The 25,861-nt window shown below is 69.8% G+C and carries 18 protein-coding genes, 1 tRNA gene and 3 pseudogenes; 6 read left to right on the forward strand and 16 right to left on the reverse strand.

The genetic code is table 11. From position 1 onward, the window contains the following. Positions 1-141 precede the first annotated feature (141 nt). From WBG99_RS10330 to WBG99_RS10400, 15 genes and pseudogenes are all read right to left on the reverse strand, one after another. Entirely contained in the window at positions 142-813 is a 672-nt protein-coding gene (locus WBG99_RS10330; protein WP_338896050.1) for a protein-tyrosine-phosphatase, read from the reverse strand. Next, positions 810-1,136, reverse strand: a complete 327-nt coding sequence (locus WBG99_RS10335; RefSeq protein ID WP_338900281.1) for a Sua5/YciO/YrdC/YwlC family protein — start codon at positions 1,134-1,136, stop codon at positions 810-812. The genes WBG99_RS10330 and WBG99_RS10335 overlap by 4 nt, the downstream gene beginning before the upstream one ends. Next, on the reverse strand, positions 1,058-1,456 hold the full coding sequence (locus WBG99_RS10340) for a Sua5/YciO/YrdC/YwlC family protein (protein ID WP_338896051.1): 399 nt from the start codon (positions 1,454-1,456) through the stop codon (positions 1,058-1,060). Before WBG99_RS10340 ends, WBG99_RS10335 begins: the two co-directional genes overlap by 79 nt. Before the next feature lie 59 nt (positions 1,457-1,515). Then, complete coding sequence (gene prmC, locus WBG99_RS10345) at positions 1,516-2,355, reverse strand: peptide chain release factor N(5)-glutamine methyltransferase (protein ID WP_338900282.1); 840 nt, start codon at positions 2,353-2,355, stop codon at positions 1,516-1,518. 79 nt (positions 2,356-2,434) lie between these two features. Beyond that, positions 2,435-3,511 carry a peptide chain release factor 1 gene (gene prfA, locus WBG99_RS10350; RefSeq protein ID WP_338896052.1) on the reverse strand — a complete coding sequence of 359 codons (1,077 nt, stop codon included), beginning with the start codon at positions 3,509-3,511 and terminating at the stop codon, positions 2,435-2,437. 99 nt (positions 3,512-3,610) lie between these two features. Continuing rightward, complete coding sequence (rpmE, locus tag WBG99_RS10355; protein ID WP_338896053.1) at positions 3,611-3,832, reverse strand: 50S ribosomal protein L31; 222 nt, start codon at positions 3,830-3,832, stop codon at positions 3,611-3,613. Between the two features lie 342 nt (positions 3,833-4,174). Then, a complete protein-coding gene (locus tag WBG99_RS10360) occupies positions 4,175-5,323 on the reverse strand; it encodes an LCP family protein (protein WP_338896054.1) in 1,149 nt (382 codons plus the stop codon). 214 nt (positions 5,324-5,537) lie between these two features. Next, the gene (locus WBG99_RS10365; protein WP_338896055.1) at positions 5,538-7,295 is read right to left on the reverse strand and encodes a trypsin-like serine protease; all 1,758 of its coding nucleotides are present in this window, start codon (positions 7,293-7,295) and stop codon (positions 5,538-5,540) included. Positions 7,296-7,451: 156 nt separating this feature from the next. Continuing rightward, positions 7,452-9,455 carry a transcription termination factor Rho gene (rho, locus tag WBG99_RS10370; RefSeq protein WP_338896056.1) on the reverse strand — a complete coding sequence of 668 codons (2,004 nt, stop codon included), beginning with the start codon at positions 9,453-9,455 and terminating at the stop codon, positions 7,452-7,454. Positions 9,456-9,862: 407 nt separating this feature from the next. After that, positions 9,863-10,807, reverse strand: a complete 945-nt coding sequence (thrB, locus tag WBG99_RS10375) for a homoserine kinase (RefSeq protein WP_338896057.1) — start codon at positions 10,805-10,807, stop codon at positions 9,863-9,865. A 289-nt stretch (positions 10,808-11,096) separates the two neighbouring features. Then, the gene (gene thrC / locus WBG99_RS10380; protein WP_338896058.1) at positions 11,097-12,155 is read right to left on the reverse strand and encodes a threonine synthase; all 1,059 of its coding nucleotides are present in this window, start codon (positions 12,153-12,155) and stop codon (positions 11,097-11,099) included. A gap of 6 nt (positions 12,156-12,161) precedes the next feature. Next, positions 12,162-13,459: pseudogene (locus WBG99_RS10385) on the reverse strand (homoserine dehydrogenase). Positions 13,460-13,880: 421 nt separating this feature from the next. Then, the gene (gene lysA / locus WBG99_RS10390) at positions 13,881-15,272 is read right to left on the reverse strand and encodes a diaminopimelate decarboxylase (RefSeq protein WP_338896059.1); all 1,392 of its coding nucleotides are present in this window, start codon (positions 15,270-15,272) and stop codon (positions 13,881-13,883) included. Between the two features lie 146 nt (positions 15,273-15,418). Continuing rightward, complete coding sequence (locus WBG99_RS10395) at positions 15,419-16,606, reverse strand: DALR anticodon-binding domain-containing protein (protein ID WP_338896060.1); 1,188 nt, start codon at positions 16,604-16,606, stop codon at positions 15,419-15,421. A gap of 651 nt (positions 16,607-17,257) precedes the next feature. Next, positions 17,258-17,629: pseudogene (locus tag WBG99_RS10400) on the reverse strand (response regulator); the annotation flags it as partial. Between the two features lie 176 nt (positions 17,630-17,805). Between WBG99_RS10400 and WBG99_RS10405 the strand changes: the two are divergent. The 3 genes and pseudogenes from WBG99_RS10405 (at position 17,806) to WBG99_RS10415 (ending at position 19,473) form a co-directional block, all read left to right on the forward strand. Next, positions 17,806-17,877, forward strand: a tRNA-Arg gene (locus WBG99_RS10405). A gap of 402 nt (positions 17,878-18,279) precedes the next feature. Next, positions 18,280-18,471: pseudogene (locus tag WBG99_RS10410) on the forward strand (hypothetical protein); the annotation flags it as partial. Between the two features lie 12 nt (positions 18,472-18,483). Beyond that, on the forward strand, positions 18,484-19,473 hold the full coding sequence (locus WBG99_RS10415) for a membrane dipeptidase (RefSeq protein WP_338900283.1): 990 nt from the start codon (positions 18,484-18,486) through the stop codon (positions 19,471-19,473). Between the two features lie 276 nt (positions 19,474-19,749). On the opposite strand, the gene WBG99_RS10420 is transcribed toward WBG99_RS10415, so the two are convergent. Continuing rightward, a complete protein-coding gene (locus tag WBG99_RS10420) occupies positions 19,750-21,900 on the reverse strand; it encodes a glycogen debranching N-terminal domain-containing protein (protein WP_338896061.1) in 2,151 nt (716 codons plus the stop codon). Positions 21,901-22,134: 234 nt separating this feature from the next. Here WBG99_RS10420 and WBG99_RS10425 point away from each other — a divergent pair, with 234 nt between their 5' ends. The 3 genes from WBG99_RS10425 (at position 22,135) to WBG99_RS10435 (ending at position 25,810) form a co-directional block, all read left to right on the forward strand. Next, positions 22,135-23,136, forward strand: coding sequence for a LacI family DNA-binding transcriptional regulator (locus WBG99_RS10425; protein WP_338896062.1), 1,002 nt, complete (start codon positions 22,135-22,137; stop codon positions 23,134-23,136). Between the two features lie 158 nt (positions 23,137-23,294). Continuing rightward, entirely contained in the window at positions 23,295-24,542 is a 1,248-nt protein-coding gene (locus WBG99_RS10430) for an extracellular solute-binding protein (RefSeq protein ID WP_338896063.1), read from the forward strand. Between the two features lie 59 nt (positions 24,543-24,601). Then, positions 24,602-25,810, forward strand: coding sequence for a sugar ABC transporter permease (locus WBG99_RS10435; RefSeq protein WP_338896064.1), 1,209 nt, complete (start codon positions 24,602-24,604; stop codon positions 25,808-25,810). Positions 25,811-25,861 lie beyond the last annotated feature (51 nt).

Raw genomic sequence — 25,861 nt, forward strand, 5'->3', positions numbered from 1 at the left:
CCGCGGCCCCGGCGCTCCCGCCGACCTCTGCCGTCCCCGCCGCTCCCGCCGCTCCCGCCGATTGAGGGCCCCGCTGGCGCGGGGTCGAGAGTGGGGCGGGTGGGCTCAGACGGCAGCGATGGGGGCCGACGGCGGCGGGGATCAGGCGCGGGCCGGGACTCCGGTCAGGGCGGTCACCACCGGGTCCAGGGCCTGGTGTATCTCGTCGCCCACCGAGCGGAAGAAGGGCAGGGGCGCGCCGTAGGGGTCGTAGACCTCGTCCGCCTCGGCGGTCGGGGCCAGGAGCCACCCGCGTAGCGCCGCCGCCGCGCGGACCAGGGCGCGTGCGCGGACGACCATGCCCTCCTCCAGGGGAGGGAGGGTGGTCGGGTCGATGGCGCGGACCAGGCGGGTGAACTCCTTCAGCGTGAAGGTGCGCAGGCCGGCGGAGTGCCCCATGGAGATGACCTGCGCCCGGTGGTCACGGGTGGCGGTCAGCACGAGGTCGGCACGGATGACGTGCTCGTCCAGCAGTTCCCGGCCCGTGAAGCCGGAGGCGTCCGCGCCGAAGTCCGCGAGAACGGCCTCCGCGTTGGCTTCCATGGGCGCCCCCTCGTGCCCCCAGGTCCCCGCGCTCTCGACGATCAGGCCGCCCCCCAGCGGGTCCCCGAGCCGGTCCGCCAGGGCATGCCGGGTCAGCCGCTCGGTGATCGGCGAGCGGCACACGTTGCCGGTGCTGACGTGGAGGATGCGGAAGGTGTCACGCGGCAGCCCCGTGAAGGTCCGCGTCTCTTCCCCGTCCCATATGCCACGCCCCGCGTCAGGGGCCGTCAATTCGCCACCTCGAGGTCGGGTACGACCTTGCGCAGCTCCTCCGCCGACAGTGCGCCCGCACGCAGCAGGACCGGCACCTTGCCCGTGACGTCGACGATGGAGGACGGCTCGTTGCCGGGGGTCGGGCCGCCGTCGAGGTAGACGGAGACTGAGTCGCCGAGCATCGCCTCGGCGGCGTCGCAGTTCTCCGGGGCCGGGTGGCCGGTCAGGTTCGCAGAGGAGACGGCCATGGGGCCGACCTCGGTCAGCAGCTCGATGGCGACCGGGTGCAGCGGCATCCGCACGGCGACCGTGCCGCGGGTGTCGCCGAGGTCCCACTGCAGGGACGGCTGGTGCTTGGCGACAAGGGTGAGAGCCCCGGCCAGAAGGCGTCGACGAGCTCCCAGGCCATCTCGGAGAAGTCGGTGACCAGGCCGTGCAGGGTGTTCGGGGAGCCGATGAGGACGGGCGTGGGCATGTTGCGGCCCCGCCCCTTGGCCTCCAGCAGATCGGCGACGGCCTCGGAGGTGAACGCGTCCGCGCCGATGCCGTACACGGTGTCCGTCGGCAGTACCACGAGCTCGCCCCGGCGGACGGCGGACGCGGCCTCGCGCAGACCGGTGGCGCGGTCGGTCGCGTCGTTGGTGTCGTATCGCCGTGCCATCTAGCGGGCCTCCTCGTACACGTACTGCTGCTGGGGTGGAGTCGTCGGGCGCGTGCTCATCAGGGCAGCGCCTTGCGGGCGGTCGCGAACCGCGGCCGGTTGTTGAGGTCCGGGTGGTCGGCCGCGTCGGCCCAGCCCCGCTCCTCGGTGAAGATCCAGGGCACCTGGCCGCCCTGGGTGTCGGCGTGCTCGATGACGACGACACCGCCCGGGCGCAGGAGCCGGTGTGCCGTGCGTTCCAGGCCGCGGATCAGTTCGAGCCCGTCCTCGCCCGAGAACAGGGCGAGTTGGGGGTCGTAGTCACGGGCCTCGGGTGCCACGTACTCCCACTCCGTGAGCGGGATGTACGGCGGGTTGGAGACGACCAGGTCGACCTGGCCGTCGAGGTCGCGGAAGGCGTCCAGGGCGTTGCCCTGACGCAGGTCGACCCTGGAGCCCGCCATGTTCTTGCGGGTCCACCTCAGGGCGTCCTCGGACAGCTCCACGGCGTGCACGCGTGAGCGCGGCACCTCCTGGGCGAGGGCGAGGGCGATGGCGCCGGAGCCGGTGCACAGGTCGACGATGAGCGGCTCGACGACGTCCATCGCGCGGACGGCGTCTATGGCCCACCCGACCACGGACTCGGTCTCCGGCCGGGGCACGAACACCCCGGGCCCGACCTGAAGCTCGAGGTAGCGGAAGTACGCGCGCCCGGTGATGTGCTGGAGCGGCTCGCGCTGCTCGCGGCGGGCGATGACCTCCCAGTACCGGGCGTCGAAGTCGGAGTCCCCGACGGTGTGCAGCTCGCCCCGCTTGACGCCGTGCACGAACGCGGCGAGCTCCTCCGCGTCGTTGCGCGGCGAGGGCACGCCGGCGTCGGCCAGGCGCTGGGTGGCCTGGGCCACTTCCGCGAGCAGCAGGCCGCGGGGGTTGGGGGTCGTCCCCCAGAATGATGCTGCACGCAAGTCCTCCGTCGTACTGGTCGTACTCGTACGTGCCTTACGCGGCTGCCAGCTTCGCGGCCGAGTCCGCGTCGACGCAGGCCTGGATCACCGCGTCGAGTTCACCGTCCAGGACCTGGTCCAGGTTGTACGCCTTGAAGCCGACGCGGTGGTCCGAGATGCGGTTCTCCGGGAAGTTGTACGTGCGGATCTTCTCGGAGCGGTCGACGGTACGGACCTGGCTGCGGCGGGCGTCGGCGGCCTCCCTCTCCGCCTCCTCCTGCGCCGCGGCGAGCAGCCTGGAGCGCAGGATACGCATCGCCTGCTCCTTGTTCTGCAGCTGGCTCTTCTCGTTCTGGCAGGAGGCGACGACTCCGGTGGGAATGTGCGTGATGCGCACCGCGGAGTCGGTGGTGTTGACGGACTGCCCGCCAGGCCCGGACGAGCGGTAGACGTCGATCCGCAGGTCGTTGGCGTGGATCTCGACGTCGACCTCCTCGGCCTCGGGCGTGACCAGCACACCGGCCGCGGAGGTGTGGATACGGCCCTGCGACTCGGTCGACGGCACCCGCTGCACACGGTGCACACCGCCCTCGTACTTCAGCCGGGCCCAGACGCCCTGGCCGGGCTCGGTGGCGCCCTGACCGCCCTTGGTCTTCACGGCGACCTGGACGTCCTTGTAGCCGCCCAGCTCCGACTCCGTGGAGTCGATGATCTCGGTCTTCCAGCCCACGCGCTCGGCGTACCGGAGGTACATGCGCAGGAGGTCACCGGCGAAGAGGGCGGACTCGTCGCCGCCGGCGCCCGCCTTGATCTCCAGGATCACGTCCTTGTCGTCGCTCGGGTCGCGCGGGACGAGCAGCAGGCGGAGCTTCTCCGTCAGCTGCTCGCGCTGCTTCTCCAGCTCCTTGACCTCGGCGGCGAAGTCCGGTTCGTCCAAGGCGAATTCGCGGGCCGTCTCGATGTCGTCGCCGGTCTGCTTCCAGGAGCGGTACGTGCCGACGATCGGGGTCAGCTCCGCGTAGCGCTTGTTCAGCCTGCGCGCGTTGGCCTGGTCCGAGTGGACCGACGGGTCGGCGAGCTTCTTCTCCAGGTGGGCGTGTTCCCCGACCAGTTCCTCGACCGCCTCGAACATCTCTCCGGCTCCCTGTACGACGATGTGAGTGGGCTGCACCGCAAAGCGCCGGTCCCGACGCCCCCGACGGGGGCACCGCGGACCGGCGCTGGGGGCTCGCTACTTCTTGGCAGCGGCAGCCTTGCCGAAGCGGGCCTCGAAGCGGGCCACGCGGCCACCGGTGTCGAGGATCTTCTGCTTGCCCGTGTAGAACGGGTGGCACTCGGAGCAGACCTCGGCACGGACGGCGCCGCTCTCGATCGTGCTACGGGTGGTGAACGACGCGCCACAGGTGCAGCTGACCTGCGTCTCGACGTACTCGGGGTGGATGTCGCGCTTCAAGGTGTCTCCTAGTTTCGGGAGGGCGCCGGGTCGCTGCCGCGGGCTGCGAGAGCGTGAACCGGAGCCGACGTACCAGTCTGCCAGGACTGGTGCCATCTCCCAAAACCAGGGGGTGCCCCCGGGTATTCCCGGGCCCGGCTCTCACCGCAGCCGCGTGCTTCCGCTGTCCTGCCCTGGCCGCGGGCAGTCGTGCCGTTTCGGGGCGGCACGGGTGGGCGCAGCCGGCACCCCGTGAGCGCCGGGCCGCGCGATCCACCCCGGCCGGCACGCGACGGGGTGCCATGTGACCACCGGGAGCGGCTGCCGGTCGTACGTGGCCGGCCGCGCTGTTCCCCACGCCCCTTATTGCCGGCCGGAAGCCACAACGCCGTCGGCGGTCCCCGTCGCCGTGCCCTTCGTCGCCGACTTCGGGATGGCCTTGTCGGCCTTGAGGGCGGCCCAGACCTGGTCGGCCTTCTTCTCGGCCACGAGCACCCGGTTGGGGTCGGCGGGGTCGTACCGGACCGGCAGGATCACCATGGTCATGTTCTTGGAGTCGATGCCCTTGAGGCCGCCCGCGAAGGAGGCGAGATCCTTGACGGAGTCGAGGTCGGAGTCGGTGGTGACGGCGTCGGTGGCGGTGTCGGCGAGGTCGTAGAGCTTCTTGGGGCTGTTGAGGATCCCGACGTCCTCGACCTGCTCGATGAGCGCCTTGACGAAGGCCTGCTGGAGCTGGATACGGCCGAGGTCGGACCCGTCCCCGACACCGTGGCGCGTACGGACCAGGCCGAGCGCCTGCTCGCCGGTGAGGGTGTGCTCCCCGGCCTCCAGGTCCAGGTGGCTGTCGGGGTCCTCGATGTCCTTCGTCGTGGTGATGTCGACCCCGCCGAGGACGTTGATCAGTTTCTCGAAGCCGGCGAAGTCGACCTCGATGTAGTGGTCCATGCGGACACCGGCCATGGACTCGACGGTCTTGACCGCGCACGCGGCGCCCCCCGTGGAGTAGGCGGAGTTGAACATCGCGTACGAGGCGGCCGGATGGGTCTTGCCGTTCGCGTCGGTGCACTCCGGCCGCTCGACGAGGGTGTCCCGGGGTATGGAGACCACGCTGGCCCGCTTGTGGCCCTCGTAGACGTGCACGACCATCGCCGTGTCGGAGCGGGCGCTGCCGTCGTCCGTGCCGCCGCCGAGCTTCTCGTTGCCGCCCGAGCGGGTGTCGGAGCCGAGGACGAGGATGTCCTGCGAGCCGTTGTCGACGTCGAGGGGCCGGTCGGTGCCGAGGACCTGGTTGATGTCGACGCTCTTGATGTTGCCGTTGAGCTTGAAGTACAGGTAACCGGCTCCCGTACCGCCGAGGACGAGGACACCGGCGGCCGTCCAGGCGGTGACCAGCAGCGCCTTGCTGCGCTTGGCGGGCCCCTTGCCGCGACGCCCGCCGGCCGCCCGGTGGCGCGGGCCGGTGGTGGCGGGCTGCCCCGGTGTACCGGGTTCGGGCGTGCTCTCGGCGGACATCTGCTCCTCGGTTCTCTCTTTCCGGTCGGTTACCCCCTGCCCCCAGGACCAGGCCTGTCGGGTCGGATGTGGCCGTACCGCTCCATGGTCACTCCGTTCGGTCAGACGGAGTGACCCGGGAAAGGGTTGCACAACGGACGGTGCCCATCGCGTAAAGAGCGATGGGCACCGTGTGTGACGGGTGAGCCCGGCGGGACCGGGATCACCTGGTATTTCAGCCGAGAAGGTCGTACTGCGCGTAACTGGTGCCGACCGAGCCCCGTGTGCGGAAGATCTCGCTCGTGGCCTTGCCGGTGCCCTTGTAGAGGTAGAGCGTGCCGGCCTTCGTACGGGCCAGGAGGTCCGCCCTGCCGTCGCCGCTCACGTCACCGGGGGTGATGAGCGTGTTGTAGGCGCTCCAGTTGGAGCGGACCTTGATCCGGGAGGCGAAGGCGCCCGTGCCGGACTTGCCGGTGCCCTTGTAGAGGTAGACGTTCGAGCCGGTCTTGGTGCGCGCGATCAGGTCGGTCTTGCCGTCGCCGGTGAAGTCGCCGTGGCCGAGCACCGCGTTGTACGTGTTCCAGCCGGTGCCGACCTTGACGCGGCTCGCGAAGGTGCCGTTGCCCTTGCCGGGGTAGATCCACAGGGCGCCCGCCGAGTCGACCGACATCAGGTCGGGCAGGGCGTCGCCGGTGACGTCACCGGGGGTGATGATCCGGGTGCGGGTCTTCCAGTTGTCGAAGATCTGCGTGGTGGTCCACTTGCCGGACGAGGGCACGTACCGCCGCCAGAAGACGTCGCCGTCCAAGGAGCGGCGCAGCACGAAGTCCTGGTGGCCGTCCCGGTTCAGGTCGGTCTGCTGGACGAGGTTGTACCCCTTCCAGCTGCCGCGGGAGTTCAGCGACGAACGGGAGTCGAGCGAGGAGCCCTTGGAGGCGCGGACGTAACCGGTGCCGGTCGCCTTGTTGCGCAGGAAGACGTCGGCCTTGCCGTCCCGGCTGATGTCGGAGTCGTCGATCCGCGCAGAGGCCGCGCCGACGTACTTGCTGACCTTGGCGAAGACCGGGTAGGCCCCCTTGTAGACGCAGTCCGTGACGCCCCACGAGACGACACCGACGACCTTGTTGTTGACGACGAGCGGGCCACCGGAGTCACCGTTGCAGGTGGTGGTGGTCGTGGCGTCGGTGCCGCCGGAGGGCGGGCCCGCGCAGAGCATGTGACCCTTGACGAAGTAGCTGCCCCAGGTGTTCGCGCAGGTCGTGTCGCTCACCATCGGCAGCGTGGCCGTCTTCAGCGTCTGCGAGGTGTTCTCGTTGGTGGAGCTGGTACGGCCCCAGCCGTAGGCCTTGGCCTTCGTGCCCGCCTTGTACGAGGTGGTGTCGCCCGACGTCGTCATCCTGATCGGCGTGGCCTTGACCGGCTTCGCCAGCGTGAGGACCGCGATGTCGTTGTCGATCGACACGTCGTCGTACGAGGAGTGGTTCCACTGTCGCGAGACCGCGGTGGGGGTGCCGCCGTGGTAGTCCGTGCGCACGTACTCGCCCTCGTCGTCGAGGACGGCGGTCGGCAGCTGGTTGGTACCGGTGACGACGACGCCGTACTTGACCCAGCTGAACTGGCTCTTGTCGACGCAGTGCGCGGCGGTGAGGATCTTCGTCGGCGAGACGACCGTGCCGCCGCAGAAGAAGCCGAGGTCGCGGGTGTCGTCGTAGTACCAGAGCTGGGCCATCCACGGAGCCGAGGAGATCGTGGTGGTCGAGCCACCGATGATCATGATCTCCGGGCGCATGTCCTCCGAGCTCGCGCTCGCCGACGGCTGCCTCGCCGTCTCGCCGACGGTGTCGTCCGCCGCCATCGCTCCCGCGACCCGCGCGTCCAGCTCTTCGAACGTCGCCGACACGGTGTCCGCCTCGTGGGGCGGCGTCGCGGTCGCCGCACTCGCGGACGACATCAGCAACGTCCCGGCTATCGCGGCGGCAATGGCTCCGGGCATGGGTCTGGCCACTCAATTCCCCCCAGGGAGTACAGCGGTTGATCACAACCATGAAGACCGTGATCGTACATGTGTCCCATACAAAGCCGGGGCCACCCTCACAAAGAGGGTGGCCCCGGCGTGGTACCGGCGCGCGGTCCCGGGCTGTCAGTCGGCCTAGTCGCCGTTCCCGGGCGTGGGCGTCGTCTTCTGGATCTGCATCAGGAACTCGGCGTTCGACTTCGTCTGCTTCATCTTGTCGAGGAGCAGCTCGACCGCCTGCTGCTGGTCGAGGGCGTGCAGCACCCGGCGCAGCTTCCAGACGATGGCGAGCTCGTCGGGGGCGAGCAGGATCTCTTCCTTACGGGTACCGGACGCGTCCACGTCCACCGCCGGGAAGATCCTCTTGTCCGCGAGCTTCCGGTCGAGCTTCAGCTCGGCGTTGCCCGTGCCCTTGAACTCCTCGAAGATCACCTCGTCCATGCGGGACCCGGTGTCCACCAGGGCGGTGGCGAGGATCGTGAGCGAGCCGCCGTCCTCGATGTTCCGCGCGGCACCGAAGAAGCGCTTCGGCGGGTACAGCGCGGTCGAGTCGACACCACCGGACAGGATGCGGCCGGAAGCGGGCGCGGCCAGGTTGTACGCACGGCCCAGACGCGTGATCGAGTCGAGCAGTACGACCACGTCGTGGCCCAGCTCCACCAGCCGCTTGGCGCGCTCGATGGCGAGCTCGGCGACCGTCGTGTGGTCCTCGGCCGGGCGGTCGAAGGTCGAGGAGATGACCTCGCCCTTGACCGACCGCTGCATGTCGGTGACCTCTTCCGGACGCTCGTCGACGAGGACGACCATCAGGTGGCACTCGGGGTTGTTGTGCGTGATCGCGTTGGCGATGGCCTGCATGATCATGGTCTTGCCGGTCTTCGGCGGGGCCACGATCAGACCGCGCTGGCCCTTTCCGATCGGCGACACGAGGTCGATGATGCGGGTGGTCAGCACGCCCGGGTCCGTCTCCAGACGGAGGCGGTCCTGCGGGTACAGCGGCGTCAGCTTGTTGAACTCCGGGCGGCCACGGCCGTGTTCGGGCGCCATGCCGTTGACGGAGTCCAGGCGGACCAGCGCGTTGAACTTCTCGCGGCGCTCGCCCTCCTTCGGCTGACGCACGGCACCGGTGACGTGGTCACCCTTGCGCAGGCCGTTCTTGCGGACCTGGGCGAGGGAGACGTACACGTCGTTCGGGCCCGGCAGGTAGCCGGAGGTACGGATGAAGGCGTAGTTGTCGAGGATGTCCAGGATGCCCGCGACGGGGATCAGGACGTCGTCCTCGGCGAGCTGCGGCTCGGAGGCGCCCATCTCGTCGCGGCCCCGACGGCCCCGACGGTCGCGGTAGCGGCCTCGACGGCCACGCCGGCCGCCCTCGAAGTCGTCGTCGTCCTGCGGGCCGTTGTCACGCTGACGGTCCTGGCGGCCACCGCCCTGCTGCGGGCTCTGCTGCTGGCCGCGCTGGCCACCGCCGCCCTGCTGCTCGTCGCCCTTGCCCCGACGGCCGCGGTCACCGCGGTCACCGCGGTCACGGCCACGCTCGCGGCGGCCCTGACGGCCCTCGCCGCCCTGGTCACCTGCGTCGGCCTTGGCCTCGGCCTGCGCCGGGGCAGGCGTCTCGGCCTTGGGCTCGCTCTTCGCCTCGGCGGTGACCGACTCGGGGCTGCCCGCGTCGGCGGTGGCACGACGACGACGGCGCTCGGTGGGCGCCTCGTCGCCGCCGGCCGGCTGGCCGGGGATCTCGATCTGCTGCTGGGCCACGGCCTTGTCGGCCTTGTCGGCGGGTGCCTCGGCCTTCTTGGCGGCGGCCTTCTCGGCCGGGGCGGCGTCGTCGCCCGTGCGCGCCTTGGAGGTGGCGCGGCGCTTGGGCTTGGTCTCGGTGGCTGCCTCGGCCTTCGCCGGGGCATCCCCTCCCGCCTGCGCCTCCTTGATGACCTCGATCAGCTGGCTCTTGCGCATACGCGCGGTGCCTCTGATGCCGAGGCCGGATGCGACCTGCTGCAGCTCGGCCAGCACCATGCCCTCTAGGCCGGTACCGCGGCGCCGCCGGGAGCCGGCACCGCTGGCAGGCGCGGCGTCCGTGGCGGGCGCGGCAGCGGTGTCCTCGACACGTGCGCCCATCAGATCGGTGGTGTCGCTCACGAAGGGTCCTTCCCTGGAGCGGACGTCGGCCTTCTGGCTCGGCGACCGGTTGTGCTGTCCGGCTTCGGTCCTGTTCGGGTGGACCGTGCCGGGGCGGTGGTCCGCCTAAGGCGGCGGAGGAAATTTCTGGTGATTCGGCGCTTGTCCGGGCCGTGGCACTGAGTGTCTGTGTCACGCGGCTCGGCCACGCCGGTTCCGGAGCCTGCTCGGCAGACCGCTCAGTGCCTGCGTACGGCGTACAGCTTGACGTACGAAGCACAGTGCGGCTTGGGAGACTCCCGGAAGAATGGTTGTCCCGGACGGGGACGACAAGCACCTCGCCATGGCTGAGGCAGGTGCAGACTTGAGATTAACACTACCGGATCCAACAAACATTCCCCCTCTCGAAATCCGGCAACCGAACGCCCCTACTCGTCGCCGGTTCCGGCGACCGTGGTGGTGGTGAGCGGCAGGACGCACGCCCCTCGGGCGTCGAGGTCCAGCCGGTTGGCGGCCCAGTCCTCGCCCGCGAGGTGGGACACCTTGTCGGCGCTGGCCTCGTCGGCCAGGGCCAGAACCGTGGGTCCGGCGCCGGAGATGACCGCCGGGACGCCGTCGGCCCGCAGTCGCTCGACCAGGGCCGCGCTCTCCGGCATGGCGGGCGCCCGGTACTCCTGGTGCAGCCGGTCCTCGGTGGCGGGCAGCAGCAGCTCGGGGCGCCTGGTCAGGGCTTCCACGAGCAGGGCCGCCCGGCCGGCGTTGGTCGCCGCGTCGGCGTGCGGGACGGTGCGCGGAAGCAGCCCGCGCGCCGTCTCCGTCAGAACCGGCTTTCCGGGGACGAAAACCACCGGAACGATGGAACCGGAGGGATCCATCCTGATCGCCCGCGCGGCGCCGCCCTCCATCCAGGAGAGCGTGAAACCGCCGAGGAGACAAGCCGCGACGTTGTCGGGGTGGCCCTCGATCTCCGTGGCCAGTTCGAGTAGCGCGGCGTCGTCGAGCCGGTGGTCACCGCCTATGGTCACGGCGCGGGCGGCGACTATGCCGGCGCAGATGGCGGCGGAGGAGGAGCCGAGGCCGCGGCCGTGCGGGATGCGGTTGGCGCACACGATCTCCAGGCCCCGGGGCTGTCCGCCCAGCAGGTCGAAGGCGGTGCGCAGGGAGCGGACGAGCAGATGCCGCTCGTCGCGTGGGAGCGTCTCGCTGCCCTCCCCCGCGATGTCGACGTGCAGGCCGGAGTCGGCCACCCGGACGACCACGTCGTCGTAGAGCCCCAGCGACAGGCCGAGGGCGTCGAAGCCCGGGCCGAGGTTGGCGCTGGTGGCGGGGACGCGCACCCGTACGGCGGCGGCGCGGAACGCTGGACCGGCCATCGCTCGATGACTCTCCTTGAGCTGCGAGATTGACGATTGTCGAATGACATTCGATGCGTATGTGAGGGCCCTGCCGCCGCTGAAGACGGCGCGGCGCCGCACCCTTGCAGGGCGTATGCGGCAGGCGGGTTCACTACAGCCTATCGAAGGAAGGTTCTGTGGCGACATAGGGCGCACAGGAGGCGCACGATGCGTGTCGTAAGCCCCCTGTGCACCCCCTGTCGGGTCCTGTCAGGGTTATCCCCCGGGAATCGGCGTCTACGCGTGGCTCCCAGGCCGTTTCGAACGGCTACGCGAGGCCGAGGCGCTCGGCCGCCGTCGGCGCGTCCACCGGTACGGTGACGGGCTGCGGGGCACCGGCGACGGCCCAGTCGGGGTCCTTCAGGCCGTTGCCGGTGACCGTGCAGACGATGGTCTGGCCGGGGTCCACCCTGCCGTTCTCGGCGGCCTTCAGCAGACCGGCCACGGAGGCGGCGGAGGCGGGCTCCACGAAGACACCCTCCTGCGCGGCCAACAGCCGGTAGGCGCGCAGGATCTCACGGTCCGTCACCTCATCGATGGAACCGCCCGACTCGTCCCGCGCGGCCAGGGCGTACTGCCAGGACGCGGGGTTGCCGATACGGATCGCGGTGGCGATCGTCGACGGGTCCTTGACGACCTCGCCGCGCACGATCGGGGCGGAGCCGGATGCCTGGAAACCCCACATGCGGGGGGTCTTCGCGGCGATGCCGTCGGCGGCGTACTCCTTGTAGCCCTTCCAGTACGCCGTGATGTTGCCCGCGTTGCCGACCGGCAGGACGTGGATGTCGGGGGCGTCGCCGAGCATGTCCACGATCTCGAACGCGGCGGTCTTCTGGCCCTCTATACGCACCGGATTGACCGAATTGACCAGCGCCACCGGGTAGTTGTCGCTCAGTTCACGCGCGAGGGTGAGGCAGTCGTCGAAGTTGCCGTCGACCTGGAGGATCTTCGCGCCGTGCACCAGGGCCTGGCCCATCTTGCCCAGCGCGATCTTGCCCTGCGGGACGAGCACCGCTGAGACCATGCCCGCGCGGACGGCGTACGCGGCGGCGGAGGCGGACGTGTTGCCCGTGGAGGCGCAGATGACGGCCTTCGCGCCCTCTTCCTTGGCCCGGGTGATGGCCATGGTCATCCCACGGTCCTTGAAGGACCCCGTCGGGTTGGCACCCTCCACCTTGAGGTGGACCTCGCAGCCCGTGCGCTCGGAGAGCACCTGCGCGGGTACGAGGGGCGTGCCGCCCTCTCGGAGCGTCACGACCTGCGTGGTGTCGGAGACGGGCAGCCGGTCCCGGTACTCCTCGATGATTCCGCGCCACTGGTGGGTCATTGCTGGTTACTCTCCTTCAACCCGCATGATGCTGGCGACACCCCGCACGGTGTCGAGGTCGCGCAGCGCCTCGACGGTCCCGGTGAGGGAGGCGTCGGAGGCGCGGTGTGTGACGACGACGAGAGAGGCCTCGCCGCCGCCGTCCAGTCGTCCTTGCTGTCGAACCGTATCGATCGACACCCCGTGCTCTGCGAACACGGTCGCCACCTGGGCGAGAACACCCGGTTTGTCGGCGACGTCGAGGCTGATGTGGTAGCGCGTGACGACCTCGCCCATCGGCGAGACCGGCAGGGCGGCGTACGCGGACTCGCCGGGCCCGGTGGCGCCGGCGAGCCGGTTGCGGCAGACCGCCACGAGGTCGCCGAGCACGGCGGAGGCGGTGGGCGCGCCACCCGCGCCCGGACCGTAGAACATCAGCTGCCCTGCGGCGTCCGACTCCACGAACACCGCGTTGTACGCGCCGCGCACGGAGGCGAGCGGGTGGACCAGCGGGATCATCGCGGGGTGCACGCGCGCGGTGACCGCCCCGCCGTCCGCGGCCCGCTCGCAGATGGCGAGCAGCTTGATGGTGCAGCCCATGTTCCTGGCGGAGACGAAGTCGGCCGCCGTCACCTCGGTCATGCCCTCGCGGTAGACGTCGTCGAGCCGCACCCGCGAGTGGAAGGCGATACCGGCGAGGATCGCGGCCTTGGCGGCGGCGTCGAAGCCCTCGACGTCGGCGGTCGGGTCGGCCTCCGCGTACCCGAGCGCGGTGGCCTCGTCGAGGGCCTCCTGGTAACCCGCCCCCGTGCTGTCCATCTTGTCGAGGATGAAGTTCGTCGTGCCGTTGACGATTCCCATCACCCGGTTGATCTTGTCGCCGGCGAGGGACTCGCGCAGCGGCCGGATCAGCGGGATGGCACCGGCGACGGCGGCCTCGTAGTAGAGGTCCTTGTCGGCCTCGTCGGCCACCGCGTGCAGGGCGGCACCGTCCTGGGCGAGGAGGGCCTTGTTGGCGGAGACGACTGAGGCGCCGTGTTCGAAGGCGGTGGTGATGAGGGTGCGGGCGGGCTCGATACCTCCGATGACCTCGACGACGACGTCGATGTCCCCCGTTTGACCAAGGCGGTCGCATCGGTGGTGACGAGCGCCGGGTCGATGCCCTCGCGCACCCGGGAGGGCCGCCGGACGGCGACGCCCGTGAGCTCGACCGGGGCGCCGATGCGTGCGGCGAGGTCGTCGGCGTGCGTCGTCATGATGCGCGCCACCTCTGAGCCGACAACTCCACAGCCCAGCAGCGCCACCTTCAGCGGACGCGTACGCATCATCCGACCTCGTTTCCTCACATACCGAATACGGTGGGACCAGTCTCACTCACCGGACGGGAGTTTCTACCCTTCGTCCGGATTGTGAGACATGTATTTCATTTTCTCAGGTCCGGGAGACGGAGATCTTCCGGCCTGCGGCTTCCCTGCGGCTGGCGGTTTCGCCGCGGCCGATGGTTTCCCTGCAGCCGACGGCTTCCCTGCAGCTGGCGGTTTCCCTGGGGTCTGGGGGCCGCCCGGGGTCGGAGATCTTCCCGGGGGTCAGGACTTCCCGCCGGCCTGGGATCGCTCTCCCTGCAACCCGGGCTGTCCTTCCCACCGGGCGCTCTTTCCGCCCCGGGGCTCTCCTTCTCCTCTCCCCCCTCGCGGCTTTCCTTCCGACCCCGAGGTTTTGCTTCCAGCCCGGGATCCTCGTGCCGGTTCACCCGACATCGAGGCGGAGAAGATCCTCCTCCGTCTCCCGCCGGACGATGACCCGGGCCTGACCGTCGTGGACGGCGACGACCGGCGGGCGCGGCACGTGGTTGTAGTTGCTGGCCATGGACCGGCAGTAGGCGCCCGTCGCCGGTACGGCGATGAGGTCACCCGGTGCCAGGTCGGCCGGCAGGAACGCGTCCTTGACCACGATGTCCCCGCTCTCGCAGTGCTTGCCGACCACCCGGGCGAGCATCGGCCCGGCGTCGGAGGTCCGGGACACCAGCGCGACGCTGTACTCGGCGTCGTACAGCGCGGTCCGGATGTTGTCGGACATCCCCCCGTCCACGGAGACGTACGTCCGCAGCCCGTCCAGCGGCTTGATGGTGCCGACCTCGTAGAGCGTGAAAGCGGTCGGCCCGACGATGGCGCGGCCGGGCTCGACGGAGATCCGGGGAGTGCGCAGCTGCGCACTCTCGCACTCGCGGTTGACGATCTCGGTCAGCGCCTTGGCGATCTCGTGCGGCTCGCGGGGGTCGTCGTCGCTGGTGTAGGCGATCCCGAGTCCGCCCCCGAGATCGATCTCTGGCAGCTCGACCCCGTACTCGTCACGGATGTCCCTGAGCAGCCCGACGACACGATGGGCGGCGACCTCGAACCCGGACGTGTCGAAGATCTGCGACCCGATGTGGGAGTGGATGCCGATGAGTTCGATCCCGTCGAGCTTCAGGGCCCGCCGTACGGCTTCCGCGGCCTGCCCACCGGCGAGCGGAATCCCGAACTTCTGATCCTCGTGGGCGGTGGCGATGAACTCGTGCGTGTGCGCCTCGACGCCGACGGTGACGCGGATCTGCACCTTCTGCCGCTTGCCGAGCGACTGGGCGATGTGGGCGACCCGCACGATCTCCTGGAACGAGTCGAGCACGATACGGCCGACGCCGGTCTCGACGGCATGGTGGATCTCGCCGGTGGACTTGTTGTTGCCGTGGAAAGCGATGCGGTCGGCGGGCATGCCGGCGGAGAAGGCCGTGGCGAGCTCGCCGCCGGAGCAGACGTCGAGGTTGAGCCCCTCCTCGTTCAGCCAGCGCACCACCGCGCGGGACAGGAACGCCTTCCCCGCGTAGAACACGTCGGCGTCCTGCCCGAACGCCGTACGCCAGGCCCGCGCCCGGGCCCGGAAGTCGGCCTCGTCGACGAAGTACGCCGGCGTGCCGAACTCCTCCGCGAGCGCCTTCACATCGATCCCGCCGACGCTGACGACTCCGTCGGACGTACGGCTGACGGTCTGCGCCCACACCTTCGGGTCCAGCGTGTTCAGGTCGGCGGGCGGGGCGGCGTAGTGCCCCTCGGGAAGGACGTCGGCGTGACGGGGCCCGGCGGGGTGTGCGGAACGGCTCATGTCTGTACGGCTTTCTCTGTCTCTCTGGGCTCTGCGCGCTGGGGCTCTGGGTGCTTCGGCTGTCGCCGTTCGCCTGTCGCCTCATGAGGCTCTGGCTGTCGGCTTCGGCTGGCTGCTTGTGTGGGCTTTGGGCTCTGCGGGCTCGCTCAGAGGTATTCGGGTGCGTCGATGCCGAGCAGGGACAGGCCGCCGGCCAGCACCGTCCCGGCGGCTTCGGCGAGCGCCAGCCGGGCCCGGTGGGCGGCCGAGGGTTTCTCGTCGCCGCGGGGCAGCACCGTGTGCTGGAAAGCGAGCAGGGCGTCGGCGATGACGACCAGGTGCCGGGCGAGACGATCGGGGGCGCGGTGCGTGGCCGCTCGGGCGAGGGTGGAGGGGTATTCGGCGAGGGCGGTGAGGAGGGGGGTGGTCACGTCGGGGGTGGTGACCGGTGTGGCGATGGCTGTGGGGTGGTCGGCTGGGGTTTGCGGGGTGTGCGGGCTTTCCAGGGTGCCTGAGGTGGCCAGGTTGTCTGGGGTCTCCAGGCCGCCTGGGGTGCTGGGGATGTCGGGGTTGCCCGGGGTACCGGTGAAACCGAGGGCCGCGGCGTTGCGGGTGAGGGCGCGGGCTCGGGCATGGGCGTAACGGACCCGGAAGAGGGGGTTTGCGGCGCGCTGCGCGAGGAGGTCCGCGGTGATCCGGGGGCGGTCGTGGGCGGCCGGATACAGGAGGGCCCAGCGGAGGGCGTCGCCGCCGAGGGGAGTGGGGTCTTCCGGGGCGGGGACGGGGCGGAGGTCGACGGGTGCTGGGTCGAGAGCTTCCGGGCCGACGGGTTCCGGGCCGACTGGTTCCGGGCCGACTGGTTCCGGGCCGACGGGTTCCGGGCCGACGGGGGCGCCGGAGTCACCGGGCTGGGCGGGTTCGTCGGGCCGACCGGGCTTGTTGGGCTGGTCGAGGTTGCCGCCAGGGTTGCCGTGGAGTTCACCGTGAGGGCTGTTGTTGAGCTTGGCGGGGCTCTGCGGCCTGGCGTGGTGGACCTCGACGCGACCGCCCTGGCTGGCGACGATCCGCACGAGCGCGTCGGCGACGACTTCGGCACGGATGTCGTACGGAATCCGCAGCCGGAGGATTTGCCCGGCGAGGGTGTCGCTGTGACCGTACGGGAATCGGCCGGGGCCTTGGCCGTCTCCCTGGATCCGGCATACCAGGGCGGTGACGGCAGCCCGGTCGAGGTGGATGTTGAGGAAGCCGGGCCCGGTGATCTCGACGGCGGAGACACCCTCGGTCCGGCTGAGGTGGGGCCGCAGGATCTCGGCGACCTGGAGCGGCGGCCGTCCGGCGGGCCGGGCCAGTTGCAACGCGATGTTCGTCGCGTAGTCCCCGCTCCCCCGGGCCCCGGCGGAGTGACCACGGCCCGTGCGGGCACCGCCACGGTCAGCTCCCCGTCGTCCACAGCACGACGCACCGCGCGCAGCACGGTGCGGGAGAGCTCGACGGGGGTCACGGGGACAAGCGTATGGGAGGAGGGGGGCGGGTACGCGACCCGGTTTGCGTCGAGGTCCGGGATGTGGACGGGGCGGGGGCCGCGGGGCGCTGGATCGGTCGGGGGAAAGGGGCGGATGCGCACGGATACACAGACCGGTCGGTGCGGGCCATGCCGCCCGCACCGACCGGGCGAAGCGGGGTCGCGCACTTGAGTCGGCGCTCGGTCCGGGGGCGTCCCGGAGCCGAGGTCAGCCCCCCATGCGGCCGGCGCGCTCGGCACACCCAGTGTGCTCGATGCGCTCACCGCGCTCGATGTGTTCCGCGCGCTCGACTGGCTCGACGTACTCCGTGCCCTCGACTTGCTCAGTGCCCTCAACGCGCCCGGCGTGCTCGCCCCCGCTGCCCGTCTGGCTGCCAGGCCCGTCATCCAGCCCGCCAGCCGGCGCTCCGGCGGGGGCGCCGGAGGAGGCAGAACCGCCGGAGCCGACCCCGAACAACACGCCCCCCGCCTTCTCATCCTGCCCTCGCTCCACCAACTGCCCTACAAGTGCGATGAGTTCGGTCAGATCGAAGGGCTTGGCAAGGAAGGCGTCGACCCCGACATCGAGCCCGGCCTCGACCTCGTACTGGGTGCAGGCACTGACGATGGCAAGGGGCAGACGCCGCGTCCGGGGGTCACCGCGGAGCCGGGCGGCAGTACGGATCCCGTCCAGACGAGGCATCACCACGTCGAGGGTGATGAGGTCGGGCCGCACCTGATGAACGACGTCCAGGCACTCGGCACCATCGGCCGCGGTCACCACCTCGAAGCCCTCCAGTTCGAGGTTGACCCTGATCAACTGCCGGATGACCTTGTTGTCGTCCACAACAAGCACCCGACCGGACGCGCCTGGCACAAGACGAGAGTAGGTCCGCACCCACCGCCGCGTCCGGGTTTTCCCCACTTCCACCCCCTGCGAGCGGTCTCCCCCACCCCGACCCCACCCTCCCCGCCCCCGCAAAACCCGTTCATGATCTCTCCCGGAGAGCTGGTAGGGTTCTACCCGTCGCCGCCAAGCAAGGCACCCGACACGCCCCCGTAGCTCAGGGGATAGAGCAACGGCCTCCGGAGCCGTGTGCGCAGGTTCGAATCCTGCCGGGGGCACTCCGGGAAAAGCTCCTGACCTGCAGAAATACAGGTCGGGAGTTTTTGCGTTCACGTCAAAACGCACACGGTCTTTTGACCGTGCTCTTTTCCGGGCGCATAGCGCCCGGAACAATGCGAACAACACCCACCGTGGCATATTTCTGCAGGTCAAAGGCACTTGGCTCAGTCCTGGCTCGTCACGTCAAGCACCGAATTCCGACCCTGGCGCCTATCCGGAGGCCCACAACTTTCGTTTCCGAAAACCGCGCGTGACCTGCCTGAATGTGGCCAACAGCACACTGAAACGCAAACGGTCTGGTGGGTCGTTGGCAGTTTCTCCTCCTACGCCTGTTCGCGCTCAAGTAAGCCCGGCGACCCAAGAACCTCCCTCCAAGATCATCCCGACTGCGTCGGGGATACAACGAAGCGCCTCACGGCGCACGCTGGACCAAGACCTTCCCCGATCCCCGGTTCTGCGCGGCCATCGTCGACCGGCTCACCTTCGGCGGCAACCTGATCCAGACCGGCACCGACTCGTACCGTCTCGCCATCACCCAAGCCCGGGCAGCAGCAGCATCACCAGGCCGTGGGCGCCGAACCTGGAACCGGTGAGGCACGGGCATGATGCGTACTGTGTCGAATGAATCTTCAGGACCGAGCCGCCCGTCCTTGCTGTGGGATCAGCACTGCTGCCTGCCCTTGGAGAGGCGCGCAGATATCGGCGAACTGGCGCGCTACCGCAGGCCCGGGGGCAGCTTCGTTTCGGTGAACGTGGGCTATGCCCCCCACAGCGCCGATGACGTCACCGGTCTGATCGCAAGCTGGCGAAAGCGGATCGCCACGGATCCCCGTTTGTGGCTGGCAGTGAACCTCGACGACATCGAGGCCGCTGGGCACGCGGGGGACGTCGCGGTGGCCTTTGACCTGGAGGATTCCGGCCCGCTCAACGGGCAGTTGGACCGAGTGCGCCACTTCTACGATCTCGGTGTCCGTACGATGCTGCCGAGCTACAACAACCGCAACGCCGCCGGCGGCGGTTGCCTGGACGAGGTCGACGAGGGGCTCACCACCTACGGCCGGGCGCTGATACGGGAGATGAACGCCGTCGGCATGGTGGCAGATGGATCCCACTGTGGGGCCCGTACCGGGATGGACATGTGCGAGGTCTCCGAGCAGCCGGTGATCTACAGCCACTCCTGCATGCGCTCGGTGTGGGACCACCCCCGCAACATCACCGACGAACAGGCCAAGGAATGCGCCGCAACGGGCGGGGTCATCGGCATCACCGGTGTCGGGATCTTCCTCGGCCCCAACGACGCCACCACCGACGCTCTCATGCGGCACATCGACTACGCCGTCGACCTCGTCGGTCCGGAACACGTCGGAGTGTCGACCGACTACCCGTTCGACCACGAGGACTTCAACGCGATGCTCGAACAGAGCCCGGAGCTGTTCCCCGACTGCTACACCCGCTGGGGGCCGATCAACTTCATGCCCCCGGAAGACCTGATGACCGTCGAAGACACGCTTCTCGCCCGGGGATACCCCAACAACGCCGTCGCCGCGATTCTGGGAGGCAACTTCCGCCGCGTCGCCGCGCTGGTATGGCAGTAGCTCGAACAGCAGCCGGTGTCAGTTCTCATCGACACTTCCTGGCCCTGTGATCACCAAGTGCTGTCCAAACTCGGTGATAAGCGGTGTCGCCTGTCAGTTACGAAGCCACGTGAGGTACCGCTTGGGGAAGTAACACTCCGTTGCTCAGCCCGAGTTGCTGAAAAATCCTCACTGCTCAGGCTGGGCAACTCGGCCGCTCATTCGGTGGCGGGGCCGCCGTCGAGGCGCAGACAGCTTCGTTGAACCGGTCGTGGCAGCGGTTGGTCGGGGTGATCCTCAGGCCCGCAACACCGGGTGTTCCTGGACGATCAGTCCCGCAGGTGGCGAAACCGATTCGATCCGGCTGTCTGTGTTGATGGTGATGTCGAGCCGTTCTCCGGCGATGGTGAGCCCTGTGACGGTGAGTGCGCCGACGGGGGCTGGGCCTGTCGGCCGGAGGTGGAGTCGGCCGGCGGGGACGTCGGGCTCCAGGCCGGTCAGGGCGGTCATGATGGCGATGGCCGCTGCGGCCGACCAGGCTTGTGGGCGGCAGGCGGCCGGGTAGGGGACGGGTGCGGGGGTGTCCGTGCGGGCGTCGCCGCTCCACAGTTCGGGCAGTCGGTAGTCGAAGGCCGGTGCCGCGGCGAGGATGCCCTCGATGAGGCGGGCGGCGGCCTGGGGGTGGCCGCTGCGGGCGAGGCCGGTGACGGCGATGGCGGTGTCGTGGGGCCAGACGGTGCCGCAGTGGTAGCGCAGCGGGCCGTAGCCGCCGGACTGGGATGACATGGTCCGCAGTCCGTAGGCGTCGGACATGTCGGGGGCGGCGAGCCGTGCGGCGACGGTGGCGGTCTCGTCGGTGTTGAGGATGCCGGTGGCCAGGAGGTGGCCCATGTTGCTGGTGACGGCGTCGACGGGGCGGCCCGAGCCGTCGATTGCCATGGCGGGGTAGGGCCCTTGTTGGTCGGAGACCCAGAACCGGGCGCGGAACCGGTCGGCGAGGTGGGCCGCGAAGGTGCGCCAGCGTTCGCCGTCGGGCAGCCCGAAGGCGTCGAGGAGTGCCGCTCCGGCGAGGGCCGCCTCGTAGGCGTAGCCCTGTACTTCGGCGAGAGCCAGGGGAGCTTCGGCGAGGCTGCCGTCGGCGAACCGGGCGGCGTCACCGGAGTCCTTCCAGCCCTGGTTGGACAGACCGGTGCCGCTGTGGTCGATGTAGGAGAGGAAACCGTCTCCGGCCTGAGCGGCGGCGTCGATCCAGCCGAGCGCGGCCTGGAGTGCGGGCAGCAGCGGTTCGATGTCGTTGGCGGGCAGGCCCCAGCGCCAGGCGTCGTGGAGCAGGCAGATCCACAGGGGTGTCGCGTCGACCGTGCCGTAGTAGACGGGCGGCAGACGGAGGCCCATGCCGTCGTCGAAGGTCCCGCGCCGCACCTCGTGGAGGATCTTGCCCGGCTCTTCCTCCGTCGCCGGATCGGTGCGGGTGCCCTGCTGGGCGGCCAGGGTGCGCAGGGTGCCCAGTGCGAGGTCGGTGCCCAGCGGCAGGAGCATCCGCGCGGCCCACAGGCTGTCCCGGCCGAAGAGCGTGAAGAACCACGGGACGCCCGCGGCGAGGAAGGTGTCACCGGGCGATGCGGCCATGGCCATACGCAGCGACTGGAGGTCGTCCAGGCTCTGCGCGACGAGGGCGGGCAGGCGGCGGTCGTCGGCGGTGACCTCCGGGCGCTGCCAGGTGGGCCGGAGGTCGGCGGCCGTGACGACCGCGTCGGGTTCCGTGATCTCGACGGCCAGGTGCAGGTCCACGCTCTCGCCGGGCTCGACCGTGAGGGTCCAGGTCAGCGCGGAGTGCTCTGCGTCGGGCGTCGCGCCCGGGGCGCTGACGGCGACGGCGACCGTGCCGTCGCCCCAGCGCAACTCGCCGGTGCCGGAAGAGAGTTCGCCCGCTGGCTCAAGAGGAGACCGGGGCGCCAGGCCGGCTTTCGCGTGCTCCAGGGTCACGAGGTCCCCGGCGACTTCGACCCGGACGGCGAGATGCACCGGCGCCGTCGCGGTGGAGCGGACGGTCAGCTGTTCGGTGAGCAGGCCGGGGTTGAGGATGCGCCTCCGGTCGACTCGGACGGTCGGGTCAGGAATGGCGTCGCCGAGCGCCTGGGCCAGGCCGACGAAACGGCTACGGCCGGGTCCGTCCGCAGCATTCATGACCGCAACGACCGGCAGCCAGCCCTCGCCGCCGACTGCCGGAGGCGCCTTCCCGGCGTGCTCGCCGGACGGGGCGCCGAGGGGGCGCAGGGTCACGCGCAGCAGACTCACCGCGCGTACGTCGGCGTGGAAGAGCCCCTGCACGCCGGCCCCGGGAGCGGCGGCGTCGAGGTTGCCGTCCGGCTCGGACAGGACGACTGTCGGGGCGGCGAGGGTGACCGCGAGGTCGTGCAGGAGCGGCTGCCGCTGGGGTGAAGTCATGGAAGCTCCGTCCAGTGCCCTCGTGTCTCGTGGGCGGTTTGTGAGGGCGATTTGTAACCGCGCCGACTCTTGACAGTCCGGGCGCGGATCGCCACAGTAACCGATCAGAACGCTAAATTTAACGTTCAAATCCAAACGCGATGGCGTGACGATGCGGCACCGCGGCGGCGATACGCTGCGGCGCAGTGAACTTGTGGAGGTGGCTTCGCGATGGCGCGAGTAACACTCGAGAGCGTGGCGCGGCATGCCTCCGTGTCGATGCAGACGGTGTCCAACGTCATCAACGCGCCGCACCGGGTGCGGCCGGAGACCCTGGCCCGCGTGCAGGCCGCCATCAAGGAGCTCAACTACCGTCCGAACCAGGCTTCCCGGACGCTGCGGACCCGGCGTTCCCATCTGATCGGCGCGCGTATCGAGCCGCCGCGTGACGGAGTCAACGGCGCCGTCCTCGCCCACTTCCTGCAGTCGCTGACCGCCCGTACCCAGGAGGCCGGCTACCGGATCGTGGTGTTCACGGCCACCGACGACGACCACGAGTGCTCCCTGTACGAACAGCTCCTCGACGATCACGATCTCGACGCCTTCGTCCTGCACGCCACACACGCCGACGACCGCCGGACGGAATGGCTCACCAAGCGCCGGGTACCGTTCGTGACCTTCGGCCGGCCCTGGGGAGCTGAACCCGAGGCCCCCGAGAGACATGGCTGGGTCGATGTCGACGGCGCGCAAGGGACCCTTGCCGCGACCCGGCACCTCATCGAGTCCGGCCACCAGCGGATCGCCTTCCTCGGCTGGCCGGAAGGTTTAGAGGTAGGCGACGACCGGCGCAGCGGCTGGTCCGCCCTGATGGCCGTGTCCGGGCTCGACACCCCGGACGGCTACGACATGGGCGTCCCCGACGGGCTCGATACCGGCCGTAAGGCCGCCGCGGCGATGCTCGATCTGCCCACTCCGCCGACCGCGATCGTCTGCGCGAGCGACTCCCTGGCCCTCGGGGCCTGGACCGAGATCACCACGCGTGGACTGCGCCCCGGCACCGATGTCGCAGTGGTCGGCTTCGACGACTCCCCGACCGCAGGGGTCGTCGGCCTGAGCAGCGTGGCGCAGCCGTACGACGAGGCCGCCGCCGCCTGCCTGCGGATGCTCCAGGAACTGCTGGCGACTCCCAAGCCGCCGGCCGTCCCGCCCACCCCCGTCCTGCTGCCGCCCCAGCTCGTCGTCCGGGCGAGCGGCTGAGCCGTCCCACCACACCCGCACCCTTTTCACCCGCCGAGCGGCTCCTTGAGCCCGTCCGGCCGACATCTGCGATCCCGTTCACAGCTGCAGTGCAGCGGAAGGGATGCGGTCCCCTCTACCACCGGCTCATCAGGCCGGCCTGCGCAAGGAGATTTATCATGAGAAATCCTCGTACTCGTTGGGCTGTTGGCAGTATCGCGCTGCTGTCGCTCAGCCTGTCGGCCTGCGGTGGCAGCGGGTTCGACGACAGCGGCACGGACGGCCAGGAGTCGGCCGGTCCGGCCTCGATCAAGGTCCTCATCGCCTCCAGCGGCGACGCCGAGACGAAGGCCGTCACGGACGCGGCCAACGCATGGGGGGCGAAGTCCGGCAACAAGGCGACCGTCACCCAGGCACAGGACATCGGCCAGCAGCTCGGCCAGGGCTTCGCCTCGAACAATCCGCCGGACGTCTTCTACGTCGACGCCGGCCGCTTCGCGACGTACGCGAGCGCGGGCAGCCTCGAACCGTACGGCGACAGTCTCCCGGGGAAGGACGACTTCTACCCCGCGCTGCGCCAAGCCTTCACCTACGACGGCAAGCTCTACTGCGCCCCCAAGGACTTCTCCACGCTCGGCCTGCAGATCAACACCACGGCCTGGTCGAAGGCCGGCCTGACCGACGCCGACATCCCCACCACCTGGGAGGAACTGGCGTCCGTGGCGAAGAAGCTGACCACGGGCAAGCAGGTCGGCCTCGCCCTCGGTGACACACGTGACCGGATCGGTGCCTTCATGGTCCAGGCCGGCGGCTGGGTGACGAACAAGGACGCCACCAAGGTCACCGCGGACTCGCCGGAGAACCTCAAGGCCCTGAAGTTCGTCCAGTCGCTGCTCGCCGACGGATCGGCCAAGTACCCCAAGCAGCTCGACTCCGGCTGGTCGGGCGAAGCGTTCGGCAAGCAGAAGGCCGCCATGACGATCGAGGGCAACTGGATCGCCGGCGCCATGAAGAACGACTACCCGGACGTCAAGTACAAGACGGTCCCGCTGCCGGCCGGCCCTACGGGCAAAAAGGGCACGCTCGCCTTCACCCAGTGCTGGGGCATCGCTGCGAAGAGCAAGCACAAGGCCGCGGCCCTCGACTTCGTCAAGGCGATGACCGCGAAGGACAACCAGCTGACCTTCGCCCAGGCGATCGGCGTGATGCCGTCCCTGCAGTCCGCTGAGGCCGACTACATCGCCAAGTCCCCGCAGGACAAGGCGTTCATCGACGGCGCCGCGTACGCCCAGGCCCCGGTGAACGTCCCGAAGATCGACCAGGTACTCGCCGACTTCGACACCGGCCTCCAGGGGCTGCCCAAGGCCGACCCGAAGGACATCCTCGCGCGGCTCCAGAAGAACGCGCAGGCGGTCGTAGGCCAGTGACCCGGACAACCCGGGCGGCTCAGTAATCCGGACAGGAACGGAACGAGAGTGAACCTACGATGAGTGAACCGAATCCCGGGCCCGCACAGGGCCCGGGCAGCGGCCCGGCACCGGCCCGGACGACAGCCGCTGCCAAGGCCAGTGGAGGCCGAGGCCGCCGTGAGCGATCCCCCCGCGGCGGTATCCGGGGCCGGGAGAGCCTCGCCGGCTGGCTGTTCGTCTCACCGGTGATCGTCGTGCTCGGGCTCTTCCTGGTCGTACCCATTCTCATGGCGCTCTGGGTGAGCCTGTCCGACTGGAACGGCCAGGGCAGCCCCTTCTCGTCAGGCGTGCACTTCGCCGGTGCGGACAACTACGAGCAGATCGTCACCAAACCCGGCCTGGCGCAGAGCGACTTCATGACGAGTCTGCGCAACAACGCCTACTACGTGCTCTTCGTCGTCCCGCTGCAGACCGCGCTCGCGCTGGGCCTGGCGCTCCTGGTCAACGGGCGACGGCTGAAAGGCAAGGGATTCTTCCGCACCGCGTACTACTTCCCGGCGGTGACGAGCTCGGTCGCGATCTCGGTCGTCTTCCTGTTCATCTTCTCCTCCAGCGGCGTCGTCAACTCCCTGCTGGCGAAGATCGGAGTCGACGGACCGGCCTGGTTCGCCGATCCCCGCGGCATCATCCACCTCGCCCTCGGCGCCCTCGGCATGAACACCGACGCGCCACCGGCCGCACTCGCCGACACCACCGTCGGCGGCCTGTCCCTGTGGGACTGGATATCCGGCCCCAGCGTCGCTATGACCGCGATCATCGCCCTGGTCGTGTGGACGACGGCGGGCACGTTCATGCTCATGTTCCTCGCCGCGCTGCAGGACATCCCCCTCGAAGTCGAGGAAGCGGCCGAGATCGACGGCACCGGACGCTGGCAGCGGTTCCGCCACGTCACGCTGCCCATGCTCAAACCGACCCTCTTCCTCGTCCTGACCCTCGGACTCATCGGCACCTGGCAGGTCTTCGACCAGATCTACGTCATGTCCAAGGGCGCACCGGCAAAGACGACACTGACCCCTGCGTTCCTCTCGTACCAGTCCTCGTTCACCGACAACGAGTGGGGACAGGGCAGCGCCATCGCCTTCATCCTCTTCGCGATCATCGTCGCGATGACGCTGCTGCAGCGGTTCATCCTGCGAGACAAGGACGAGGCCCGCGCCAAGGCCGCCACCCGGCGCGCGGCGAAAGCAGCACGCTCCGGATCCGGCCCGACCACGGGGGCGGCCTGATGACCCTGACCCGCATCGCCGCAACGGCCCACTTCACGCACCCCGGAACCA

Source organism: Streptomyces sp. TG1A-60 (assembly GCF_037201975.1).
Lineage (GTDB): Bacteria > Actinomycetota > Actinomycetes > Streptomycetales > Streptomycetaceae > Streptomyces.